This window comes from Microbacterium sp. ET2 (assembly GCF_030347395.1).
GTDB lineage: Bacteria > Actinomycetota > Actinomycetes > Actinomycetales > Microbacteriaceae > Microbacterium > Microbacterium albipurpureum.
In genome coordinates, this window is sequence record NZ_CP128170.1 from 2,715,246 (window position 1) to 2,737,209 (window position 21,964).

Below are 21,964 nucleotides of genomic sequence, written 5' to 3' on the forward strand. Positions count from 1 at the left end.
TCAGGTCGCCGTCCCGTCCTGCGCCACCATTCCGCGCCACGCGATGTCGAACGCCTCGGCGCAGCGTTGCATGACCGCCGGATCGGTCAGGCGATCGCCTCGCACCACGAGCTGGTAGTAGAACACTCCAGCGAGCAGGTCGAAACAGATCGCAGGATCCAGGTCCGCCCGCAACTCGCCGCGATGGATCGCTCGCTGCAGTGCCCGCTCGACACCGGCACGGCGGCGCGACACGTGCGAGTCCCAGTAGGCCTTCTGCAAGGTGCGGTCGGTCATCGCCAGACGGATGCGCTGGCGAAACCGCTCCTCGGGGTAACCGGCGAGAGTGACGCTGTGCCCGCCGGTGAGTGACGCGAGGATCGCAGCGCGCAGATCGCCGTCGTCGGGTAACTCGGGCGGGATGGTCCTGCCGATGTCGAGGGCGGCAGCCACCAGCGTGGTGAGCGACGGCCAACGGCGGTAGAGGGCCGCCCGGCTGACGCCGCTCCGCTCCACCACGCGGCCGAGCGTCACCGGCTCGCCGTCGTCGATGAGCTGCAGAGTCGCGTCGAGGATCTGCGCATCGAGGTCCTCATCGCGTGGCCTGCCCGGCCTGCGTCGCACCGTTTCCGCGATCGTCATCTCGTCACCCCGCCACCACAGCGCGGTCGCGCAAACGCGCGACGGTCTCATCGCCGAGCCCCGCGGTGCGCAGCGGCGCGAGCGCGTCGCCGTGACGCCCGCGCAGCCGGGCGAGCATGGTGCGCATCGAGACGTCCATCGGCTCGCTCGAGCTGAGGATCGACAGATCGTCGAGGTCGAAGCCGAGCCGCGCCATCAGCGCACCCATCACCGGCTTCATCCGCTGCTGGATCGCCGGCATGTTCGGGTCAGTGCGCGAGTAGTCGGCGACGATGTCGTCGTCGCTCGCGCCGAGCGCCAGCAGCAACAGCGCGGCGAGGACGCCGGTGCGGTCGCGGCCGGCCGCGCAGTGGAAAGCCGTCGCACCGGGGGCGAGGGCGATCACCGTCACCGCCGTCGCGAGCTGCGACGCCGCTGACTCGACCATGCGCGCATACATCTCGCCCATCTGCACGTGATCGATCGCGAAGGGGCCGTCCTGCGGCATCCCTTCTCCGATGCTCGTCATGAGCGGCAGGTGATGATAAGCGACCGGGTAGTCGGCGAGCGGGCCGCGCCCGGTGATCTCCACCTCGCCGGCGGTGCGGAGGTCGATGATGGTGGACAGCCCCGCGTCCACCAGTTCGGCGGCATCGGCGACGCCGACCGTGCTGAGGTCATCGGCGCGGATCGCAACTCCCGACCGCAGCACACCGCCGTCGACGGGGGTACCGCCCAGGTCGCGCAGGTTCACGGGTGCGCTCAGCGAGAAGTCGTCGCCGATGCGGTCGTCGATGGTGGTCACGTAATTCTCCTTCGGATGAATGCGCTGATCTGGTCGATGACCGTGACCAGCACGATGATGCAGATGACGATGGCGCTGAGATGGCCGTAGTCGTACATGCGCATGGCGGTGGTGAGCTCGAGACCGATGCCGCCGGCACCGACGAGCCCAAGGATGGTGGCGCCTCGGACGTTCCCCTCGAACAGCAGCAGCGTGTACGAGACGAGAAGCGGCGCAGCCTGGGGGAGCACGCCGTATTGGATGACCTGCCGCTGTGACGCACCCACCGCCCGCATCGCCGTCATGGGGCCCTCATCGACGGACTCCATCGCCTCGGCGAAGACCTTGCCGATCGATCCGATGGACCCGAGCGTCATCGCCAGGATGCCCGCGAAGGGGCCGAGCCCGACGGCGGAGACGAACATGAGGGCGAACACGAGATCGGGAACCGAGCGGATGATGTTCATCCCCCAGCGGGCCGGATAGTAGATCCAGCGAGGGGCGAGAGTGGATGCCGCGGCGAAGGCGACGAGCAGCGACAGCACCGCCCCCAGCACGGTGCCGACGATCGCCATCTGCAGCGTCTCGATGAGGAGCGCGACGATCGTGCCGAGGTCGGAGAAGTCGGGCGGAAAGAGCCGCCCGAGGAACTCCGACATGTTGACCGCTCCGTCGGCAAGCTTTGTGAAGTTGAACTCCGCACCGGCGAACGACCACAGCAAGATGACCGCCGCGACCGGCAACCCGATGAGGAAACGGGTGCGCGGGAGGGTGAACGCGCGCTCGAGCCGGTGTCGCTCGGGTGCCGAGAGCCGGTTCCCAGATGTCTCGCGCACCGCCGTGCGGGGCTGCTCAGATGAGGTGGTGGTCATGGTCGTCTCCGTCGTCGTAAAGCGATTGGAGGGCCGTCGCGGCGAGGGTCACGGTCGGAGCAGACACCGTCATCCGCCCGCGGCGGAGCCCGACGATGCGGTCGCTGTGTTCCAGTGCGAGTGGCAAGACGTGGAGGCTCACCAGCACGGGGATGCCGTCGTCGTGGGCGATGTCGCGGAGAAGACCGAGCACGGAGTGGGCCAGGCGAGGGTCGAGGGACGCGACCGGTTCGTCGGCGAGGATGAGCCGCGGCTGCTGCATGAGCGCCCGCGCGATGGCCACGCGCTGCTGTTGGCCGCCGCTCAGCGATCGCGCGGGCATGGTCGCCTTATCGGCGATGCCGACCCGGTCCAGCAGTTCGAGTGCACGCACCCGGTGTGCGCTGGTGAAGCCGCCGACGAGGTTCAGCGGTCCGGACGCGTGCAGGGCGCCGGTCAGCACATTCGTCAAGACGCTGAGCCGCGGGATGAGGTTGAACTGCTGGAACACCTGGCCCACTTCCGATCGGAGCCGGCGCAGCTCGCGCCCGCGCGCCTGACCGACGTCGTGCCCGGCGACGAGCGCTGTTCCGCCGGTGATCGGCGCGAATCCGGTGAGGCTCTTCATCAGCGTGGACTTGCCCGACCCCGAGGCGCCGAGGAGGGCGACGGTCTCGCCGGGGCGGACCTCGAGGTCCACGCCGCTCAGCACCCGGTTGGTGCCGTAGGAGACCTCGAGGCCGCGGACCGCGACCAGCGGAGCGGACGAGAGGTCCGCCTCGCCGGTGCGCGGCTTCTCCGCAGGGAGCGACGAGGTCATCAGCGCAGGTCCTCGAGCTTCACGCCGGCGACGGCGGCGATGTCGACGAAGCCCTGGAACTCCTCGGGATCGGGGGCGATCATCGTTTCACGACCGACGAAGCCTTCGCCGAGCGCTCCGAGTGATTCGGCATTCTCCTCGGAGAAGACCTGCGGAAGCGCCTTCTCGAGGAGCGTGCGCGTCTCATCGTCGAGCGACTGGCGTGCGAGCACGGCGCCCGCGATCGGCATGGAGGGGCTTTCGCCGATGCCGCGCCACTCGCCGTCGGCGAAGGGGAAGTAGGGCTCTCCGAGCTGGGTGAGCATGATGGCCGTGCACGCGGCATCCACCTGTCCCTGTTCCAGAGCGGCGAAGCTGCCCTCGTGACCGCCGGCGAAGATCGCCTCGTAGTCGGTGCCCTGTTCGAGGCCCTCCTCGTGCAGCATGTAGACCGGCATGAAGTAGCCCGAGCTCGAGGCCTGGTCGGCGAACGCGACCGTCGCACCCTCGAGGTCGGCGACCTCGGTGACGGGCGAGTCGTCGAGCACGACACAGGTGGAGACCGGTGTGTCGTCGCCCTGCCAGGCGAGCAGCGCGTCGACCTCGCCGGTGTTGACCGCGAGGGCGGAGGGGAAGCCGCTCATGATGCCGATGTCGACGTGGTCGGCGCGGATAGCCTCGACGACGCTGAGATAGTCGGGCACGTCGGTGATCTCCACGTCGCGACCGGTCTGCTCCTCGAGCAGGGTGGCGAGGGCGTCGATCGGGTTCTCAGCCGACGGGTCGTCGCCGAGCGGAATGGTGGCGATGGTGATGGGGGCGGATGACCCCTCCCCGTCTCCGGGGGAAGCGGAAGCGGCTGCCTGGCAACCGGCGAGGGCGACGACCGTGAGGCCGCTGAGGGCGAGAAGGGGGAGTGTGGTGCGACGCATGAGGGCGGCCTTCCGGGTGAATTTCGAGGTCATCGGTATTCGAACTCGAGAAGGTGAAGGCGAATTACGAGACCGCCGGACTGCGAATCGAACGGAAGGTGAACAGGCGGTGGGTCATGCGCTGATCCCACGAAGCGAACGGTGCCGGGCTCAGCCGACGGTGTCCCCCGAGGCATCGCTGAAGGACTCGGGCTCGGGCCACTCCCATTCGGGAAGAAGGACGCTCAGGGGAGCGGTCCGACCGCCACTGAGAAGGACCGTGGTCGCGATGTTGTACGGGTCGATCTGCCTGATGAACTCGCGGCACCTACCGCAGGGCGGCAGGATGGTCAGCCGGTCTTGGCCGTCTCGCCAAACGGCGACGATGCGAGCGATCTGATACTCGCCGCTCGTCACCATCGAGGCGATGGCCGCGTGTTCCGCGCAGAACCCGGTGCCGCTTCCCGTATCGATGTAGACACCGGTGTGGATGGCGCCACTCGTCGTTTCCAGTGCCGAAGCGACGTTTCCGAACAGGCGATCGTTCGACCAGTGAGGGTTGAGGGTGGCCTCTGCGATGTCGATCAGGTTCACGCGGGTCGCCATCATCCGAGACTAGACACTGCCCTCGACTGCAGCAGCGCGTGGAGATGCCCCGACGCCTCCAGCAGCGCGACACTTCGACGCGTGAGATCGGAGAGTCGCTCCTCGAGAAGCCGCCGCGCATCCTCCGTCATCCCGTCGGCGCGGAGCTGGCCGAGTAGGCGCGCGATGGGCGGGATCGGGTACCCGCCGGCCCTCAGGGCGGCGACGATCCGCGCTTCGCTGATGGCCCGCGCCCCGTATCGACGTGCATGGCCCGCAGCGCTGCGATCCGGGGCGATCAAGGCCTCCTTCTCCCAATGACGCAGGGCCGAGGTGCGGACGCCGAGCGCGTCGGCCAGTTCGCCGATCGTCATCACGTCGTGTTCGTCGAAGTCGTCGGCGCGATCAGCGAGAACCGCGTCGAGGCCTCGGAGGGCTTCTCGCACGTTTCCACGTGATCGTGAGATCTCGGCGTGAAGGTCGTCGATGCGTTCGGCCGCGGCATCCATCGGTTCTTCGAGCAGTGCGGGCATGATCCGGCGTGCAGGAACGGGTCCGATCGCCGCGGTCAGCGCGCGGTAGGCGCGGAGGGCGACGACGTGGTGAGGTCGGTAGCGCCGATACCCGTTCTCGCCGCGGTCAGCAGCAGGGATGATGCCGAGCCGTTCCAGGTCACGCACCTGCTGTGTGGAGTAGCCGACCTGTCGGCCCGCGGCCGAGGTTGTCAGCGACACCTCTTGAGGGTTTGGCACGTTGGTTCCGTCCCTCCCGGCCTCCAAGTCCACATAAGCACATGAAGCTCAGGATGGAGGAATGGATATTCAGGAGATCGTCGCGACCGCCCGGGCCTTCGACGGTGTACTCGTGGTCACCCTCGAGGCGGGGAGCGGGCTGCCCGAGCTCGCCTGGGGTGACGTGTTCGTCTACTACGCACCCGACGGCGTCATGCCCGAGCGCACCCAGCCCTACGCCACGGTTGTCACGAAGAACTACCCCGGCGACGAGGCGTCGAAGCTTGACGAGCCCGGTCGCTTTCGTGTCAACATACACGTCGGGCGCGAGCGGGTCGCAGAGCTGACGGATGCCGCTGCCCGCCCCGCCGCGACAGACACGTTCGTGCGACATCCGCTGTACGGCGACGTCGGGTGGGTGTCGATCGTGAACCCTGGACCGGTCACATCCGGGATGGTGCTCACGCTCCTTCGCGACGCGCACGAGGCTGCGCGCACCCGCGTCATCCGACGCTCGAAGGGGAGCTGAGACCTGGCTTCGCCGCAGGCGCTGAGCGAGACTGACCGTCGCCTGGTCGCGGGGTGGGCGGCGGATTGCGCCGAGCGCGTGCTGCCGCTGTTCGAGCGTGTTGCGCCGGGCGACCCACGAGCACGCGACGCGATCGCCCGTGCCCGCGCCTTCTTCCGCGGAGAGCTCGACGCTGCGGGTGAGATCCGGCGCCGCTTCGTCGCTGGTCGCGCGGCCGCTGGCCTCAGCGACGCGGCAGCAGTGGCCGCAGCCCGGTCGGCGGCACAGGCGGCTGGTGTCGCCCACATGGGTGCGCACGCACTCGGGGCGGCAGCGTATGCCGCGCGGGCGGCCGGATCGGCGGCACCCGATGATCCGGATGCCGCCGCCGACGAGATCCGGTGGCAGATCACCGCGTTGACTGCCGAAACTCGGGCGGCGTTACGCCGGCTTCCTCCTCTCGGGGAGAACACGGCAGGTCCGCTCGGTGGCGGTCTTCTCGCGCGGGGCGACCTGGCGGCGCACATCCGGCTGATCCAGGCGGCGCTGGTCAAGGTCTGATCACGGGCGTCCACTGTCGATGTCCGCCTCCGCGCTCGCGAACCTCGGCTCCGAGACGCGTGAGCCGATCGTTCAGAAGGGTGCGGGTTCGTGGCGGTTGTCGGCGGGTCCGTCGGTGATCCGGAACTCCAGGCCCGGGTTGGTCCATCTCGCCCACAGGTCGTCAGGAAGGTCTTCCTCGGGGGTGAAGTGCACCCCGTGGCCGGGTGGGTTGTCGGTGTAGATCCGTCCGGTGGGGGAGGTCCACTCCATCACTCCACCGTCCCGTTGCCGGACTTTCCAGGCGGTGAACTGTTTCATGCTGTGGTGCCTCTGACACAGGCAGCACAGGTTGCAGATCTCTGTCTTCCCACCGAGGGCGGCGTCGTGGTTGTGGTCGACCTCGCATTTGCGGGCGGGCATGCGGCATCCCGGCCACCGGCAGTGCTTGTCCCTGCCTTTGAGGAACCGGTCCATCGGTTTGGTGCGCTGGTAGGTGTCCACCGCCATCGTCAACCCCGTGATCGGGTGGGTGAGCAGCCGCTCCCACGTCCCGTAACTGTTCCCCGCCAGCAACCGGGCGGTCTTCGCGTCGATCGGCCCCACCCCGGCGAGATCGCACGGGACGTCGCTTCGTCCCATGAGGGCCATCACCGGGATCACGACCTGCACCTTCGCCGTGATCGCCCCAAGACCTCCCGGCTCATCGCCAGACCCGGTCGGGTCCACGTTCGGTGTGGAGGTGAGGAGCATGTCGGCGAACAGGTCCGCACGGACCTCGTCCAGGGACCGAGTGTCATCCGATCCCGGTTCCCGGGCGGCGATGACCTCATTCGCCTGATCGGTGACCCGCTGGAAGATCCCCTCGATCAGCACCGTGGAATGCACAGACCGCAACTCCGACATCCCCTCCCCGACCGGGTACCGGACGATCTTCCGCTCCCGAAACGCCCCCGCATGCCGCTCCGTCAGGGTCCGCGGGTTCATCCGCTCCGCAATGACCTCCAAATCCGCACGAGCACGACCCGGGGTCTCGTCCAGACAGATCTCGGCAGCGAGCTGGTCGAACTCACCCTTCAGCTCGATCGGCAGCCGCCGGCCGATGTCCTCGACCACCGCGACATGCGCCCGAGTGATGAGCCCTTTCTCGAGGCAGTGCACCGTCGCGGGGTAGTCGTTCACCAACGCAAACGCACTATCGATCTGGCGCTGCACCGACCGGTCCGACAACCGCACCGCTGCGGCAATCTCCGCCGCCACACCCCGCAACGCCATATCCCGGTCACGCACCACCGCCGACGACCCCTCCGCCAACCGTGCCGCGAACGCGCCCGCCTCAGCAAGCGCACGCGTCTGCTCCGCCTCCGCCGCGGCAAGCGCCTCTTGAGCGGCTTCCACCCGCGTGAGCACGCCAGTCAGCTCAACCCGGTCCTCGTCACTGAGGAGTGAAAGCCGCGGGTTCGAACGCATGTATGAAGCATCCCACCCACCTCCGACATCGGATTTCGAATCATCTCGCCCTGCATCACAAGGCAGCAGCCAGCCGTACACCACGCGCCCGGCTCCGCCCGACATGCCGGTACCACTGCGCGCAGAGGACGAGGACGATAACCCCATCGACGAGCCCTCCCGCGTAGTACATCAGCATCGCGCCCGCCTCGGCCGCACCAGCGCCGACACCGAGCGGAGGGTGCGCGTAGATCCATTTCGCGAGGATGCTGTGCGCTGCCATCGCCGCGAGCAGCACACCAGCACGAAGTCCGAACCCGGTGCGATGCGGCGCAGGGTCGATCGGGATGATCGCAGCGGTGAAGAGCAATCCCGCGAGCAGGAAGTGAATAGACACCACCAGATGCAGAAGAGGGTTGCCCTCCAAGAGCGCGTATGCGCCGCTCGTGTACAACAACCACAGACCGCCCACGTTGAGGACGGCGGCGACGACCGGAGTGCTGATCACCTGAGCCGGCAGGCTCCGCAGCAGTCGCGAGAGACGACGCGCGCGGCTGACGTGCAACGATCGCAGCGCCAGAGTGACAGGCGCGCTGAGGACGAGCAGCAACGGGCCGGCCATGCCGACGAGCAGATGTGCGCCCATGTGCGCGACGAAGTCCTCGTGGGCGGCCGCGGCGAAAGGCCCGAGAAACGTTGCAGCGATGAGCAGGACGCCCGAAGTCCACGCCGCGGTTCGGAACCACGGCCACGATCGACCCCGGTGGTGCTGAAGAGCGACGCCCGTCGCATAGGCGGCGATCGCCAACCCGAAAGGGATCGCGAAGATCACATCGCCGGGGAGGGACGACGTCGAGTGCGCGTGCATCATCCTCCGGCAGGCAGGATGTTACGGCGAGTCCGGATGAGCAGCACCACCCCGGCCACGATCATCAGCAGTGCAATGGCGTTCCACGTCAGGTCGTACGGGAGCAGATCGTCGACGTATCGGATCTGGTGGATTCCGAGGAGCTTGTGCTGGATGAGCCCGTCATAGAGCTGGAACCCGCCGCCACCCAGAAGCACCCCGCCCCACCACCGCGTCGCCCAGAAGGCTCGGCGCCGGCGCAGATCAGCGACCAGGAACAGTCCGCCGATCGTCGCGAACCAACTCAGTGCATGGAAGAAGCCGTCGGACACCAGGCCGATATCGGTCCCCGACAGGTCGTAGAAGTGATGCCAGTGCAGGATCTGGTGGAACACCGCCTCGTCGATGAACGCCACCGTTCCGATGCCGAAGAGCACTCCCGCCCACACGTTGCGTTGCGAAGCCTGCCGCCTCGCCGCGACGTCGATCTCGGCCTTCTCGGCTGCTGAAGTGCTCACGTTCGTCCGCCCTCTCTCGTGGAGAGCTCGACGAAACCAGACCGACTACGCCTCGCCGAGCCCCTTGACAGCCAGAGCCGTCGGGCGCGCCTCGCCGTCACAGCGCCGACGCCGGCTGCCGCACTCCCGCCGCCGCCCCGGAACCTGCCGACCCCGCGCCCACCTGCTCCCACGCAGCCGCGAGCATCCCGACCCCTGCATCCAGGTCCTCCACGCGTGTCGTGAAAGGGATCCGCAGGAACCGCTCGAGCGACCCGTCGATGGAGAACTTCGGCCCGGCGATCAGCGACATCCCGCGTGCCTGGCAGATCGAGGTCAGTGCCGAACTGCCCGGATGATCCAGCTGGACCCACAGCGACAGGCCGCCGTCCGGCCACGGCGTCGTCCACTGCGGCAGCCGTCGCTGGAGCGCTTCATGCAGCGCGAAGCGGTGCTCCCGCAGCATTCGCTGGCGATCCAGAACCAGCTCGTCCAACCTGCGCACCACGCGCTCCGCGATCAGCTGCTCGATCGGCGGGGTGCCGAGGTCGCCGGCGGGCCGCGCCTGCACCAGGCGGCGGATCACCGACTCGTCCGCCCGGATCCACCCGACCCGCAGCCCGCTCCAGATCGACTTCGACAGCGAGCCCAAGGTGATGATGCCCGATCCCTCTGCTCCGAAGTGTCGCGCGGCGTGGCGGGCGAAGGGCCCGTCATTCCACGCGCGGTCGATCGACAGGTCGACCGTCGCCTCGTCGATCATCAGGGTCGTGCCCGCAGCCCGCGCCGCAGCGACGACTCGCGCTCGATCCGAAGGCGCCATCGACGCTCCCGTCGGGTTGTGGAAGTCGGGGATGAGATAGGCCGCGACGGGGCGCGTGCGCTGGATGGTCGCGACGAGGTGAGGGATGTCCCATCCCGCGGTCGTCACGGGAGTCGCAAGCATCCGCGCCCCCGCCCGCTGGAACGCCTCGTAGGCGTGCGGGTAGGTCGGCGACTCGACGAGGGCGAGATCCGACCGGGTGACCAGCGTCTGCGCCACGAGCGCGATGGCGTGCTGGCCGCCCGTGGTCACGATGATCTGGTCGCGCACCGTGGGCAGTCCGCGCGCGGTGTACCGGTCGGCGATCGCCTGGCGCAGCCCGTCGTTGCCGAGGAGGTCGAAGCCCGGGAAGGTCGTGATGTCGGGCAGCTCCGCCATCGTCTCGGCGATGAGCTCCCGCAACCCCGCGACCGGCGGGGGGATCGACCCGGCGAAGTTCACGGCCTGGTTCGGCCGGCGCGAGACATCCCGGAGGTGGGGGAGGGTCGCGCGACTGCCCGACCCCTGCCGGCTGACCAGGTGCCCGCTGTCGCGGAGCGCCTGGTAGGTCGCAGCGATCGTGGTGCGGCTGCGGCCCGACAGCACGGCGAGCTCACGTTCCGACGGCAGCTGGGTGTCGACGGGGATGCGCCCGTCGGCGATGAGCAGCCGGATGCGCCCCGCAAGCTCGGTGTAGGCAACGCGCTCGGCTCCGAGGCTTCCCGTCATCGACAGCAGCTGGCGTGCAGACAGGCGGGTGGCGGGGACGGACATGAATCCAGCATCCCCAACTGGACCGCGCGCGCCAGCCCACCGACGCAGTTGGCTCAGACATTGGCAGGAAGTGGATGCGGGAAGGCGGTCCTGAATGCTCTGGGTGGCTCTGTTCATCGTCGCGGCGTCGATCGCCGTCCTCATCGCCTGGACGATGCTGGTCGTGCAGGGGGACGATCCGGGACCACGGCCCACCCGTGACGATTACGACACACGGAGACCCGAATGACCGACCTTCTCGGATTCATCGGCCTCGGCCTCATGGGGTCGGCGATCGCGTCGCGGCTGCAGTCGCGGCATCCGCTCCTCGTCTGGAACCGCACCCGCTCAGCCACCGCGCCCCTCGTTCAGGCGGGTGCCGAGGTCGCCGACTCCGCCGCCGACGTGTTCGACCGGTGCGCGACGGTGTTCGTCTTGGTCACCGATGAGCGGGCCGTCGATGAGATCGTCGCGCCGGCCGACCTGCGGCAGACGACGCTCGTGCAGATGAGTACCGTGCGGCCCGCCTACTCCGCGGAGCTCGCCGCGCGCATCACCACCGCCGGTGGTCGCTACGTCGAGGCACCGGTGTCGGGCTCGCGGCAGCCGGCGCTGAACGGTGCGTTGATCGGGATGCTGGCGGGCAGCCCCCACGCCGTCGACGAGGTCGCACCGCTGCTCGACCCGGTCTGCGCGATGATCGTGCGGTGCGGCGAGCCGCCGCGGGCGATGCAGATGAAGCTCGCCGTCAACACCTTTCTCATCACGCTGGTCAGCGGGCTCGCCGAGTCGTTCCACTTCGCCGAGACGCACGAGCTCGACGTACGACTGCTCGAGCAGATCCTCGGCGCCGGCCCGATGGCGTCGTTCGTGTCGCGCGCGAAGGCGGCCGCGATCGTGGCGGGAGACTTCGCGCCGCAGGCGGCGATTCCGGATGTCGCCAAGAACGCCCGCCTCGTCGTCGCCGCGGCCCGCGAGAACGGCACGACCGCGACCCTGATGGACGCGTGCCTCGAGCTGTACGCCGAGACGCAGGCACTCGGTCATGGCGGCGATGACATGGCCGCCGTCATCACGGCCTATCGCGCGCGCACCGCGGGGCGGCGATCATGACGTCCCTCCCCGTCCTCACCTACCTGCAGCGTCGTGTCGCCGGTGAGCTCCTGACCGGTGACGCGACGCTGCTGCACTACCCGACGCCCATCTCCCAGCTGCTCGGGATCGAGATCGTGGCCGTCGATGAACGCGCGGCGACGGTCCGCATGGCAGTCACCACCGGGGTGCACGGCAACCAACAGGGGACGGTGCACGGTGGCACGATCGCCGAGCTCGCCGACGCCGCAATCGGAACGGCGCATTCCACCGTCATCCGCGAGGGGGAGTCGTTCGCGACGATCGAGCTGAGCGTCCGTTTCCTGCGCCCGGTGTGGCACACGACGCTCGCGGCGGGGGCATGGTGCGAGCACGCCGGACGCACCGTCTCGCACTACCGCTGCGAGATCCGTGACGACGAGAATCGCCTCGTCGCCATCGCCGAGAGTGCGGTCATGACCGTTCGGGGCGAGGCGGCAGATCGCTCCGGCCCGACACGACACAGAACCGACACGACACAGAGAGGAGACGACTGGTGCACGAGATCAGACTCGGGGATGACGCTGCTGAGGCCATCCGCTACGACGAGGTGCTGCGGGTCCCCGCCCTGAGCGTCGGTCGCTACGTCCTCCCGGCGAGTGCGGAGGATCCGCAACAGCCGCACACCGAAGACGAGATCTACCTCGTGCGGTCGGGACGCGGCATCCTCCGCACCCCCACCGGTGAAGTCGCCGCCGTGCCCGGCGCCATGCTGTTCGTGCCGGCCGGCGAGGAGCACCGCTTCGTCGAGATCGAAGAGCCGCTCGACGTGATCGTCGTGTTCGGCCCGGCCGAGCACACGAACAGGCCGGTCGAGCACAAGGACATAAAGGAGAGAGGATGACCCGGACCGTCGCCCTCGTCACCGGAGGCAGCCGCGGCATCGGACGCGCGATCGTCGCGAGGCTCGTGCGGCGCGGCTACAGCGTGGTGTTCACCTACACATCTGATGAGGCGGGGGCGACCGAGACCGTGGCGGAAGCCGCGGCGTCGGGTGGGTCGGTGCGGGCGCTGCGATGCGACGTCACCGATCCGGATGGGCCGGAGCGGATGATCGCCGCCTCCGAGGATCTCGGCGACCTGGTCATCGTCGTCAACAACGCCGGCGTCACCGGCCCGATCGGACCCGTCGCCACGGTGGCGGATGACACGGTCGCGCGTGTGCTCGACGTCAACCTCGTCGGGGCGCTGCGGGTGTGCCGCGAGGTCGTCCGTCGCTGGGAGGGAAGAGCGGTGCAGGCTGACCGCAGCATCGTCAACGTCTCCTCGATCGCCGCCCGCACCGGGGCGCCGGGGGAGTACGTCTGGTATGCCGCCTCCAAGGCGGGCGTCGAGGCGCTGACCGTCGGGCTTGCGAAGGAGGTCGCCGCTGCCGGCATCCGCGTCAATGCCGTCAGCCCCGGGACGACCGACACCACGATTCACGCGCGCGCCGGACGCTCCACCCGGGCCGCCGAGGTCGGCGCCCGCTCGCCACTCGGTCGACCGGCGAATCCCGACGAGATCGCGGCGGCCGTGGAGTGGTTGACGACGAGCGACGCCGGCTACGTCACCGGCACGGTGCTCGATGTGGCGGGAGGGGTGCGATGAAGACCGACAGCGCCGTGGACTGGACCGCGCCCGACGCGAAGGGCGATGCGCTCCTCGGTGCCGGCGCGACGCGGGCGGAGAAGACGCTGACGTACGGGGTCGGCGTGGCGGGGGCGGCTCTCATCGTCATCGCCGCGTGGATCGAGAACGTCGACTGGAACGTCGTGCTCTACATCGTGGCGGCGATCATCGCGCTGGATGTCGTCGGCGGCGTCGTGGCGAACGGGCTCAACGCCGCGAAGCGCGATCACTTCGGTCCGCCGTCGGCGACCGGGAGGTCGGTCGGTGGGCGGCTCGTACGGCGGCCGGTGCTCTTCACGGCGCTGCACGTGCATCCGATCATCGTCGGGCTGGTCTACCCGCCGCACCTCTGGTGATGGGGCCTGCTGTGGTACCTCGCGATCCTCGCGGGGACAGCCCTCGTGCGCGCCGTGCCTCTCTATCTGGAGCGCCCGGTCGCGCTCGGGTTCTGTGCGCTCGCCCTCATGGCCGCCGTCTACACGCCGTCGCCCGAGATGTGGGGCTGGCTCCCGGTCATGCTCGCGCTCAAGCTCGTGCTCGCGCACGCGGTGCAGGAGGAGCCGTATCGGCCTGTGCGGTGACGCGATCTCCTGCAGGAACGAGTTGACGTGCGAGGTGCTGGTCGGTGGCGGGGTAGCGTCGGCGATATGAGCCACGACGACATCGTTCCTGCTGAGACGCCGCTCGAGGAATGGTTGGGCCGTCTCGCCGAGGCGCGGGGGGCGCCGGGCGGCGGCGCCGCGTGTGCTGTCATGACGGCGATCTCCGCGGCGTTGCTCGGCATGGTCGCGGCCTACACGCCCGATGATGTCGAGGCGGAACGGGCTGTCGGGCGATTGCGCGGCAGGCGGCGGGCGGCGACGCGGGCGGCCGAGGAGGATGGTGTTCGCTCCGCCGCTTTCGGCGCCTCCCTCGCGATGAGCGATGGGCCGGAACGCGAGCGGGCGGTTCGACAGGCGACGGTGGAGGCGATCGAGTCGTCGCTCTCGATCGGTCGCATCGGCGTATCCCTTCTCGACGACGTCCGCCTGTTGGCCGACATCGGTAACCGTCACGTCGAGGCGGATCTGCGTGTCGCTGCGGAGGCGCTGCGCGCTGCGCTCGAGGGCGCGCACCTCACTGCGGAGGCCAACCTCGACCTCTTGGAACGGCATAGGACGCAGGATGATCAGCTCGACCCGCGCGTCGAGGAGTTTCACCAAGACCTCGCCGAGCTCGCCGAGAAACGATCGGAGTGCGACAGCATCGCGACCCACCTGCGTTCCCGCTGAACCTGCGAGTGGGTTCCGATCGCGTCGTTGTGGTCGTCAGTTCGTGAGGAAGAGGACGCTGATCAGCATCGCGATGATGAAGGTGCTGAAGGCGAATGCGATGTAGGTCTGCCCTGTGACGATGGCGCGCGCGCGTGTCGTGAGGATGTTCACGTCGGAGGAGGAGAACGTCGTCGCGAGCTGGGCGGCGAGGTAGTAGTAGTCGGCGAAGACCGGCGGGATCCCACTTCTGCCGGGGAACTCCAGCGACTCCTCCTGTGTGTTCAATCGGGCATAGTGAACCGCGTAAGCGGTGACGGTGACGAGCCATGCGGTGATGACGACGGCGAAGCTGAGTGCGTTCGCGAGGACACTGTCGAGCAGTCCTGGCAGCACGAGCACGAGAACGACGGCGATGACCGCCAACACAGCCCACTGGGCAGCGGAAGAGGGGATGGCGAGGCTTCGGCTCGGCGAGTTCGTGGCCGCCAGCCAGACCTTGAGAGTGCCCGCGTCAGCCTTCCTGAAGGTCATGTGCGTGAGGATCAGGAACCCCGACGAGTACGCGGTCCAGAACACGAACGCTGTGAGGTGTGGATGCTCCATCCAGCGGCATGGCCGAAGCGTAGCGGCCGTCGCGCGTCCCGGCGAGAATGCGCGGATGTCGATTCAGTCCCGCGTGAACCGGTCAGCCAGCTGCCGCCGCGAACTGATCTCCAACTTCCGGAAGACCTTGCGCAGGTGGTAGTCGACCGTGTTCGGGCTGATGAACATGGTCGCGGCGATCTCGGCGTTCGTCGCGCCTCGAGCGGCGAGCAGGGCGACCTGACGCTCCTGGCTGCTCAGTGGATCCACCGGCGTAGAACCCGACGGCACCGTGCCGCCCGCGGCGAGGATCTCCCGGCGCGCGCGCTCGGCGAAGGTCGTCGCGCCGACGGCCTCGAAGTCGCGAAGAGCATGCGCGAGCTGCCCCCGGGCGTCGGTGCGCCGGCGCACGCGACGGAGCCATTCGCCATACACAAGGCGGGTTCGCCCCGTGTCGCCCCGATGCGACATCGGGAAGAGCGCGATCGCCTGGACGAAGTGCCGCTCGGCATCGGCGTCATCCGACAGCAGCGCCAGCGACCTCATGAACAGTGCCCGCGCCACCGTCGAACCGCTGGCATCGGCGCAGACCTGGATCCGGTCGAGCGCCCACTGCGCCGCCGCACGGTTGCCACTGCGAACAGCGGCCTCGACATACTCCGGCAGGTGATGGAAGCTCGCCTGCAGAAAGGGATGCCGCACCAGCGGCGTCAGCCGCTCGAACGCCGACTCATACGACCCGGCCGCGATCTCGTTGATCGCGATCGCTCCCACGGCCATCCGTGAGATTCCGCCCCACCCCGCCTCGTGGATGGCATGGGTGATCTGTTCCACCACCGTCGACGGCGTGCCCTGCCACGCGAGGAGGGCGGCATTGACCGCCTGTTCGTCGCCGAAGCCCAGGGCTCGACGCAGCTCTGCCGACTGCTCCACATAGTCGAGGGCCGCCTTCGGATTCACACGGCTGAGCTCCACCGCGCTCAGGATCCACATGCAGGCATCCACGTCGCGGAGCGCACCCGTGGTACGCCCGATGTCGGCCGAACGCCGCAGGAGTTCGGCCGCGGCATCCCAATCCCACAGTGCGACGCACGGGACGGTGACGAAAAAGGCCAGCGACGTCAGACCCGCTCCTGACTCCGCCCGCAACGCCTCGGTCGCGCGCCGCAGCACGGGCGCGGCGGTGGCGTAGTCGTCGAGGATGAACGCGCTCGCCGCCTGCAGGACCACCGCTGCGATGTCGTCGCCCTGCGATGCCTCGCGCATCCGAGCACCCAGTTCCTGCACTGTGGCGCCGAGGGCCTGTTCTTCGGTCACCGTGGCCGAATTGAGGGCGAGGAGCAGCGCTTGCCGGCGAAGGCCGGGTGCCACGTCACCGACGAGGTCGGCAGCCGACATGAGCTTCGCCATTCCCGTACGCAGGCCCTCCGGGTCGGACAGGAACAGCCCGGCCATCGCCTCGACGATGAGCTTGCGAGCTCGCCCCACGCTGGTGAGGTCGACGTCGCTCCCTGGGAGCAGCTGCATCGCAAGGCGCGCTGCCCCCGCACTGAGAGCCGCTTCGGCGGCAGCGACCGAGCGATCGCTCGCCTCCGAAGCGTCCGGTGTCAGTTCCGCCGCCCGCGCAAGTAGATGGGCACGGGACAGCATGCCACCGCGGGCGCCGGCGGTGTCGGCGGCGGCGGCCAGTTCGGCGGCGACCTCGGCGTCGGTCCCGTGCACGGCGGCGGCCGCGTGGTGCGCCGCAACGTCGAGCTGCTCACGCCGACGAGCGCCATCAGCGAGTGCGCGGTGCACCCGGCGCCTGGCCGCGTCGGTGGCGGCGCCGTAGACGGCCGACCGGATGAGCGGATGCCGGAACCGCACCGTGTTGCGCACCGAGACGAGATCGATGGCCTCGGCCGGTGCCGACGCATCGGGCGGAATTCCGAGCGCATCGGCAGCTGCCTGGACCGCAGCCGGATCACCGGACGACTCGGCGGCCGCCACGAGCAGCCAGTCTCTACTGGGTGCGGGGAGCTCCGCCATCCGCTGGGTGTAGATCGTCTCGAGCCGGCCGCCGATGGGAATGGGGGAGTGCGCGATCGCCGTCGCCGTCAGCTGCGCGGCCGACAGCTCGGTGGCGAGTTCGCGGAGCGCGAGCGGGTTGCCGGCGGTGTAGCGCACGTACTCGGCGGCCACGGTGGGGTCGAGCTCACCATCCACTCCGCGGCGGAGGAGCGCCGAGCCCGCCTCGGTGCCGAGTCCGCCGAGCTCGATGCGTGGCACCCCCGCGAGTGCGCCCTCGGCGCCCTCGTCGGCGCGGGCCGCGACGACGACGCCGACGCGCTCGGCCGAGAGCCGACGAGCGACGAAGCCGAGTACGAGCAACGACTCGGCGTCGACGTGATGAGCGTCATCGACGACGCAGAGCGTCGGGCGGTCGGCGCCCGCGCGGGCGAGGAGCGAGAGGAACCCGAGGCCGACGAGGGGTGGTTGCGGGGGCGGACCCTCGTCGAGCCCCGCCGCGATGCGCAGCGCCGCACGCTGGGTATCAGGGATGTCATCGACGAACGCGATCAGCGGACCGCCGAGCCGCTGCAGCGCGCCGTACGCGATGCCTGACTCGACCTCGACGCCCTGGATCGCGAGCACGCGTAGGGTCTGCGTCTGATCGTGCACCGCCGACTCGACGAGCGAGGTCTTCCCGATGCCGGGCTCCCCGATGACGAGGAGTGCGCCGCCGGCCTCGTTGCGGACACCAGCCAGCAGCGCGCGGAGTCGCTCCGACTCCTCCGCACGCCCGAGCAGAGTCCGTCCCACGTCGATGCGGTCAGGGTAGCGGTACCGCTCCCACGAGGGGAAGCCTCTGTTTCCGTGCAAACCGCGGGCAGCCCCTGAAGGACTACGTGATCCACGTGGTGCACCCACGCCACCACCGGGCCACGCTGGCGTCGAGCAGATGGAGGATCCCATGCCCTACGTGACCACCGATGACGGAACGCAGATCTTCTACAAGGACTGGGGAGGTGACGGCGCACCCGTGCTGCTCAGTCACGGGTGGCCCCTGAACTCCGATGCGTGGGAGGCGACGGCGCTCTTCCTCGCCCAGCAGGGCCACCGCGCGATCGCCCACGACCGCCGCGGACACGGCAAATCGACGCAGACGTGGAACGGCAACGAGATGGACACCTACGCCGATGACCTCGCCTGCCTCATCGACCACCTCGACCTGCAGAGCCTCACCCTCGTCGGGCACTCGACCGGCGGGGGAGAGGTGCTGCACTACGTCGCTCGCCACGGCTCCGCGCGGGTCGCGAAGCTCGTGCTGGTCTCGGCCGTGCCGCCGATGATGGTGCAGACCGACGACAACCCGGGTGGGCTGCCGATCGCCGTATTCGACAATATCCGTGCGGGCGAAGCAGCCAACCGGTCCCAGCTGTATCGCGACCTCGCCGACGGACCTTTCTTCGGCAACAACCGCACCGGCGACGTGCCGCAGGGCACCCGCGACGCCTTCTGGCTGCAGGGCCTGGCCTCGGGCACCCGCAACGCCTACGAGTGCATCGCCGCGTTCTCGGCCACCGACTTCCGGCCCGACCTCGCCAAGGTCGACGTGCCGACGCTCGTCATCCACGGCGACGACGACCAGATCGTGCCGTTCGAGATCAGCGGACGCCTGTCGGCCGCGGGCATCCGCGACGCCGAACTCCTCGTCTACGAGGGCGGGGCGCACGGCCTGCCCGACACCGAACGCGAGCGCCTGCACGGCGACCTGCTCCGCTTCATCCGTTCTTGACCGCCCGCTCCGACACCCGCGCTCCACCGATCCGAAAAGGACCTCTCATGAGCACCGACACCCCCGACACGATCGTCCTCGTCCACGGCCTCTGGGTCACCCCGCGCAGCTGGGAGGAGTGGAAGGCGCATTACGAAGCCAAGGGCTACACCGTGATCACCCCGGCCTACCCCGGGTTCGAGATCGAGGTCGAAGCGCTGCGTGAGAACACCGACGTCATCGCGAACCTCACGGTGCCCGAGACCGTCGAGCACCTCGCCGGCGTCATCGAGGCGCTCCCGGCTCCGCCGATCATCATGGGGCACTCCTTCGGCGGATTGCTCACGCAGATGCTGCTCGCCCGCGGGCTCGGCGCTGCGGGAGTCGCGATCGACTCCGCACCCACCGAGGGCGTGCGCGTCACGCCGCTGTCGCAGGCGCGGTCGCTCTTCCCCGCGCTGAAGAACCCGGCCAACTTCCACCGCGCCGTCGGCTTCACCCAGGAGGAGTGGCACTACGCGTTCGCGAACGCTCTCAGCCGAGAAGAATCGGATGCCGCGTGGGAGCGCTATGCGATCCCGGCACCTGGCAACTGGGTGTGGGCCTACGGACTGCTTGCGAACTTCCAGCCCGGGCACCAGGAGACGTGGGTCGACTATTCGGTCGACCGCGCGCCGCTGCTCTTCATCGGGGGGAGCGTCGACCACATCATGCCCCCGGCGGTGAACAAGTCCAATGCCAAGCACTGGGGCAAGTCGCCGGCGCTGACGGACTACTACGAGTTCGAGGGCCGCGGCCACTGGACCTGCGGTGAACCCGGGTGGGAGGCCGTCGCCGACTACGCACTCGACTGGGCACTGCAGCACGCGCGGCCGCTGTCAGCGCGGACCGACGCCTGAGCGTCGCCGACCGGCGGGGGACGGGGATGCGCCTCACGCGGATCGGCGGCCCGACCATGCTCGTCGAGCTGGGTGGGTGGCGCATCCTCGTGGACCCCACCTTCGACCCGCCGGGACGACGGTACGCCTTCGCCCTCGGAACGTCGAGCACGAAGACGACCGGGCCCTTCGTGACGGCCGCGGATATAGGCCCGGTCGATGTCATCCTGCTCAGTCACGAGCATCACGCCGACAATCTGGATGACGCGGGCCGCGCGCTCCTGCCTGGCGCGACGCATGTCATCACGACGCACAGTGGGGCTCGGCGGCTGGGGATGGTATCGGCGCGCGGGCTGCAGCCCGACGAGTCGATCCTCCTCGAGGATGAGGGCAAGGAGGCTCTTCGCGTGCTGGCGACGCCGGGGCGGCATGGGCCGCCCCTCAGTCGAGCCATCGTCGGGGACGTGATCGGGTTCACCCTGCGGCGGCAGCACCGCCCGCATCCGGATCTCTGGATCACCGGCGACACGGTGCTCACCCGGAAGCTTCTTCGTGTGGCCGGAGGGATGACGGTGGATGTCGCGATCGTCAACGCCGGCGGGGTGGGATTCCCCGCGACGGGGCCACTGACCTACACGATGACGGGCCGTGACGTCGTGCGCTTCGTCGAGGCGCTGCGGGCGGGGGTCGCGGTGCCGGCGCACTACAACGGGTGGTCGCACTTCCGTGATGGGGAGGAGGGGCTGCGGCGGGCTATCGATATGGCGCCGACTGCGGTGCGCGAGAGGGTGCGGTGGCTCCCCGACGGGGTAGCGGTGGACTTATAGCCCGATCCCCCGCACGGCATTGGCGCGTCGCGACAGGCTGGGGAGGAGGAACAGATCCGCCACCCACCAGATCGCCGCCGCGAGGATCATCGGTATCCCGATCAGCAGGATCGACAGCAGCCACCCACCCCACCACAGGATGTTGAAGACGATCGCGGAGGGGATGAGGCCGAGATAGAAGCGGTGCGCGGCGACGCCTCCGAGGAGGAGCAGGAAGAGGTAGGCGATTCCCACGTCCCTGGCGGGCGCGCCGCCCTGGGAGACCGGCGGCGCGAACGGGCCCCACTGTCGGCCGTCCCACCACCGCAGCGCTCCCGTCGGGCCCGGATACCACCCGGCGGGCGGAGACTCGACGAGGGGGGTCATCGGCACGGTCGCGACGGTAGCCGTCGCGCGCGGCGGCGGAAGGAACGGATCGAGCGCCTCATACTCCGCTGTCGCATTCGGCGCACCCACGACATCGGCCGACCAGCTCCTTCCGTCCCAAAAGCGCTTCCCTCCGGCAGGAACGTCGTACCAGCCGGCCGGGGGCGTAGGGGGAGGGTTCATCGTCGTGGTCCTTCGGTTGGCGTCTCCAGTGGCGCGCCCGCCCAGAGTAACTCCGAAAGCTTCCGGTGTCTGGGGTGAAGTGCATCTTCCTCGCCACGAGCTGCCGCAGCTTCGCCCTAGTGGATCGTCTCACCTCGCTCGAGCATGGCGACGTACTGGGCGACGCGCGCAGCGCGCGACTCCGGCCGCTTGAGGTTGCCGATGCGGAACGTCATCGCGAAGCGGTTCTGCGCCGACTGGGCGGCGAACGCGGCGGCGATGACGGGGTCGGCATCCAGAGCTGCCTGGAGCTCGGCGGGAATGTGGCCGTCGCTCTGACGATACGCGGCGTCCCAGCGTCCGTCGGCTTTCGCGCGGTCGATCTCGCGCTGACCGGTGGGGCGCATCCGTCCCTCGGTGATCAGGCGCTCCGCGTGCGCGATGTTGACCTTCGACCACACCCCGCGGGGCCTGCGGGGAGTGAAGACCTGAAGGAAGTAGTCGGCGTCGAGCGCCTGCTTCTGGCCGTCGATCCAGCCGAAGCACAGCGCCGCATCGAGGGCCTCGGCGTAGGTGATGCCCGGCTTGCGCGACGCGGTCTTCCGGACGCGCAGCCGCACGCCGTCAGGACTGGGATCGGATTCCAGCCAGCGTTCCCACTCGTCGACGGTGTCGACGTGCAGCTCGGGCTTGGCGGAGGCGGCGACCATGATGGAAGGGTAGACGCCGGCGCCGACAGC

28 protein-coding genes are annotated in these 21,964 nt (G+C 69.1%); 13 read left to right on the forward strand and 15 right to left on the reverse strand.

Annotated features, from left to right (window positions below):
* The 7 genes from QSU92_RS13220 to QSU92_RS13250 form a co-directional block, all read right to left on the reverse strand.
* On the reverse strand, positions 1-621 hold the full coding sequence (locus QSU92_RS13220; protein ID WP_289262625.1) for a TetR/AcrR family transcriptional regulator: 621 nt from the start codon (positions 619-621) through the stop codon (positions 1-3).
* 4 nt (positions 622-625) lie between these two features.
* Complete coding sequence (locus QSU92_RS13225; protein WP_289262626.1) at positions 626-1,405, reverse strand: tyrosine-protein phosphatase; 780 nt, start codon at positions 1,403-1,405, stop codon at positions 626-628.
* Positions 1,402-2,256: a phosphonate ABC transporter, permease protein PhnE gene (gene phnE / locus QSU92_RS13230; RefSeq protein ID WP_289262627.1), complete on the reverse strand. Its 855-nt coding sequence runs from the start codon at positions 2,254-2,256 to the stop codon at positions 1,402-1,404. Before phnE ends, QSU92_RS13225 begins: the two co-directional genes overlap by 4 nt.
* Positions 2,237-3,055 (reverse strand): phosphonate ABC transporter ATP-binding protein, encoded by an 819-nt coding sequence (locus QSU92_RS13235; RefSeq protein ID WP_289262628.1) that lies wholly within the window; start codon positions 3,053-3,055, stop codon positions 2,237-2,239. The genes phnE and QSU92_RS13235 overlap by 20 nt, the downstream gene beginning before the upstream one ends.
* The gene (locus QSU92_RS13240; protein ID WP_289262629.1) at positions 3,055-3,999 is read right to left on the reverse strand and encodes a phosphate/phosphite/phosphonate ABC transporter substrate-binding protein; all 945 of its coding nucleotides are present in this window, start codon (positions 3,997-3,999) and stop codon (positions 3,055-3,057) included. Before QSU92_RS13240 ends, QSU92_RS13235 begins: the two co-directional genes overlap by 1 nt.
* Before the next feature lie 117 nt (positions 4,000-4,116).
* Complete coding sequence (locus QSU92_RS13245) at positions 4,117-4,551, reverse strand: cytidine deaminase family protein (protein WP_289262630.1); 435 nt, start codon at positions 4,549-4,551, stop codon at positions 4,117-4,119.
* Positions 4,551-5,264 carry a MerR family transcriptional regulator gene (locus QSU92_RS13250; protein ID WP_289262631.1) on the reverse strand — a complete coding sequence of 238 codons (714 nt, stop codon included), beginning with the start codon at positions 5,262-5,264 and terminating at the stop codon, positions 4,551-4,553. Before QSU92_RS13250 ends, QSU92_RS13245 begins: the two co-directional genes overlap by 1 nt.
* Before the next feature lie 79 nt (positions 5,265-5,343).
* Between QSU92_RS13250 and QSU92_RS13255 the strand changes: the two genes are divergently transcribed.
* Together QSU92_RS13255 and QSU92_RS13260 are read left to right on the forward strand one after the other, a co-directional pair.
* Complete coding sequence (locus QSU92_RS13255) at positions 5,344-5,790, forward strand: DUF6194 family protein (protein WP_289262632.1); 447 nt, start codon at positions 5,344-5,346, stop codon at positions 5,788-5,790.
* 78 nt (positions 5,791-5,868) lie between these two features.
* Entirely contained in the window at positions 5,869-6,330 is a 462-nt protein-coding gene (locus QSU92_RS13260; RefSeq protein WP_333783428.1) for a putative immunity protein, read from the forward strand.
* 72 nt (positions 6,331-6,402) lie between these two features.
* Here QSU92_RS13260 and QSU92_RS13265 read toward each other — a convergent pair whose 3' ends face one another.
* The 4 genes from QSU92_RS13265 to yczR all read right to left on the reverse strand — a co-directional run bounded on the left by QSU92_RS13265 (position 6,403) and on the right by yczR (position 10,678).
* Positions 6,403-7,779: an HNH endonuclease signature motif containing protein gene (locus tag QSU92_RS13265; RefSeq protein WP_289262633.1), complete on the reverse strand. Its 1,377-nt coding sequence runs from the start codon at positions 7,777-7,779 to the stop codon at positions 6,403-6,405.
* A gap of 55 nt (positions 7,780-7,834) precedes the next feature.
* Positions 7,835-8,629 carry a cytochrome c oxidase assembly protein gene (locus QSU92_RS13270; protein WP_289262634.1) on the reverse strand — a complete coding sequence of 265 codons (795 nt, stop codon included), beginning with the start codon at positions 8,627-8,629 and terminating at the stop codon, positions 7,835-7,837.
* Positions 8,626-9,123: a DUF2243 domain-containing protein gene (locus tag QSU92_RS13275; protein ID WP_289262635.1), complete on the reverse strand. Its 498-nt coding sequence runs from the start codon at positions 9,121-9,123 to the stop codon at positions 8,626-8,628. Before QSU92_RS13275 ends, QSU92_RS13270 begins: the two co-directional genes overlap by 4 nt.
* 97 nt (positions 9,124-9,220) lie before the next feature.
* A complete protein-coding gene (yczR, locus tag QSU92_RS13280; RefSeq protein ID WP_289262636.1) occupies positions 9,221-10,678 on the reverse strand; it encodes a MocR-like transcription factor YczR in 1,458 nt (485 codons plus the stop codon).
* Positions 10,679-10,772: 94 nt separating this feature from the next.
* On the opposite strand from yczR, the gene QSU92_RS13285 reads away from it, so the two are divergent.
* From QSU92_RS13285 to QSU92_RS13320, 8 genes are all read left to right on the forward strand, one after another.
* Complete coding sequence (locus QSU92_RS13285; protein ID WP_289262637.1) at positions 10,773-10,907, forward strand: hypothetical protein; 135 nt, start codon at positions 10,773-10,775, stop codon at positions 10,905-10,907.
* The gene (locus QSU92_RS13290; protein ID WP_289262638.1) at positions 10,904-11,770 is read left to right on the forward strand and encodes an NAD(P)-dependent oxidoreductase; all 867 of its coding nucleotides are present in this window, start codon (positions 10,904-10,906) and stop codon (positions 11,768-11,770) included. Before QSU92_RS13285 ends, QSU92_RS13290 begins: the two co-directional genes overlap by 4 nt.
* Positions 11,767-12,360, forward strand: coding sequence for a PaaI family thioesterase (locus tag QSU92_RS13295; protein WP_289262639.1), 594 nt, complete (start codon positions 11,767-11,769; stop codon positions 12,358-12,360). The genes QSU92_RS13290 and QSU92_RS13295 overlap by 4 nt, the downstream gene beginning before the upstream one ends.
* Positions 12,285-12,632, forward strand: a complete 348-nt coding sequence (locus QSU92_RS13300) for a cupin domain-containing protein (RefSeq protein ID WP_289262640.1) — start codon at positions 12,285-12,287, stop codon at positions 12,630-12,632. The genes QSU92_RS13295 and QSU92_RS13300 overlap by 76 nt, the downstream gene beginning before the upstream one ends.
* Positions 12,629-13,378: an SDR family NAD(P)-dependent oxidoreductase gene (locus QSU92_RS13305; RefSeq protein WP_289262641.1), complete on the forward strand. Its 750-nt coding sequence runs from the start codon at positions 12,629-12,631 to the stop codon at positions 13,376-13,378. The genes QSU92_RS13300 and QSU92_RS13305 overlap by 4 nt, the downstream gene beginning before the upstream one ends.
* Positions 13,375-13,755: a hypothetical protein gene (locus tag QSU92_RS13310; RefSeq protein ID WP_289262642.1), complete on the forward strand. Its 381-nt coding sequence runs from the start codon at positions 13,375-13,377 to the stop codon at positions 13,753-13,755. The genes QSU92_RS13305 and QSU92_RS13310 overlap by 4 nt, the downstream gene beginning before the upstream one ends.
* Before the next feature lie 45 nt (positions 13,756-13,800).
* Positions 13,801-13,980: a hypothetical protein gene (locus QSU92_RS13315; RefSeq protein WP_289262643.1), complete on the forward strand. Its 180-nt coding sequence runs from the start codon at positions 13,801-13,803 to the stop codon at positions 13,978-13,980.
* 66 nt (positions 13,981-14,046) lie between these two features.
* Positions 14,047-14,670: a cyclodeaminase/cyclohydrolase family protein gene (locus QSU92_RS13320; protein WP_289262644.1), complete on the forward strand. Its 624-nt coding sequence runs from the start codon at positions 14,047-14,049 to the stop codon at positions 14,668-14,670.
* A 36-nt stretch (positions 14,671-14,706) separates the two neighbouring features.
* Here the strand turns inward: QSU92_RS13320 and QSU92_RS13325 are convergent, their stop codons facing one another.
* Entirely contained in the window at positions 14,707-15,183 is a 477-nt protein-coding gene (locus tag QSU92_RS13325; protein WP_289262645.1) for a DUF1345 domain-containing protein, read from the reverse strand.
* Between the two features lie 135 nt (positions 15,184-15,318).
* Entirely contained in the window at positions 15,319-18,036 is a 2,718-nt protein-coding gene (locus QSU92_RS13330; RefSeq protein WP_289262646.1) for an AAA family ATPase, read from the reverse strand.
* Between the two features lie 151 nt (positions 18,037-18,187).
* Here QSU92_RS13330 and QSU92_RS13335 point away from each other — a divergent pair, with 151 nt between their 5' ends.
* From QSU92_RS13335 to QSU92_RS13345, 3 genes are read left to right on the forward strand one after another with little or no spacing between them, the layout of a single operon-like run.
* Positions 18,188-19,012, forward strand: a complete 825-nt coding sequence (locus QSU92_RS13335) for an alpha/beta fold hydrolase (RefSeq protein WP_289262647.1) — start codon at positions 18,188-18,190, stop codon at positions 19,010-19,012.
* 47 nt (positions 19,013-19,059) lie between these two features.
* Positions 19,060-19,890, forward strand: coding sequence for an alpha/beta hydrolase (locus QSU92_RS13340; RefSeq protein ID WP_289262648.1), 831 nt, complete (start codon positions 19,060-19,062; stop codon positions 19,888-19,890).
* A gap of 26 nt (positions 19,891-19,916) precedes the next feature.
* Positions 19,917-20,696 (forward strand): MBL fold metallo-hydrolase, encoded by a 780-nt coding sequence (locus QSU92_RS13345; RefSeq protein ID WP_289262649.1) that lies wholly within the window; start codon positions 19,917-19,919, stop codon positions 20,694-20,696.
* On the opposite strand, the gene QSU92_RS13350 is transcribed toward QSU92_RS13345, so the two are convergent.
* Positions 20,691-21,245, reverse strand: coding sequence for a DUF2510 domain-containing protein (locus tag QSU92_RS13350; protein ID WP_289262650.1), 555 nt, complete (start codon positions 21,243-21,245; stop codon positions 20,691-20,693). The genes QSU92_RS13345 and QSU92_RS13350 overlap by 6 nt on opposite strands.
* Positions 21,246-21,361: 116 nt before the next feature.
* Positions 21,362-21,934 (reverse strand): YdeI/OmpD-associated family protein, encoded by a 573-nt coding sequence (locus QSU92_RS13355; protein WP_289262651.1) that lies wholly within the window; start codon positions 21,932-21,934, stop codon positions 21,362-21,364.
* Positions 21,935-21,964: the final 30 nt, after the last annotated feature.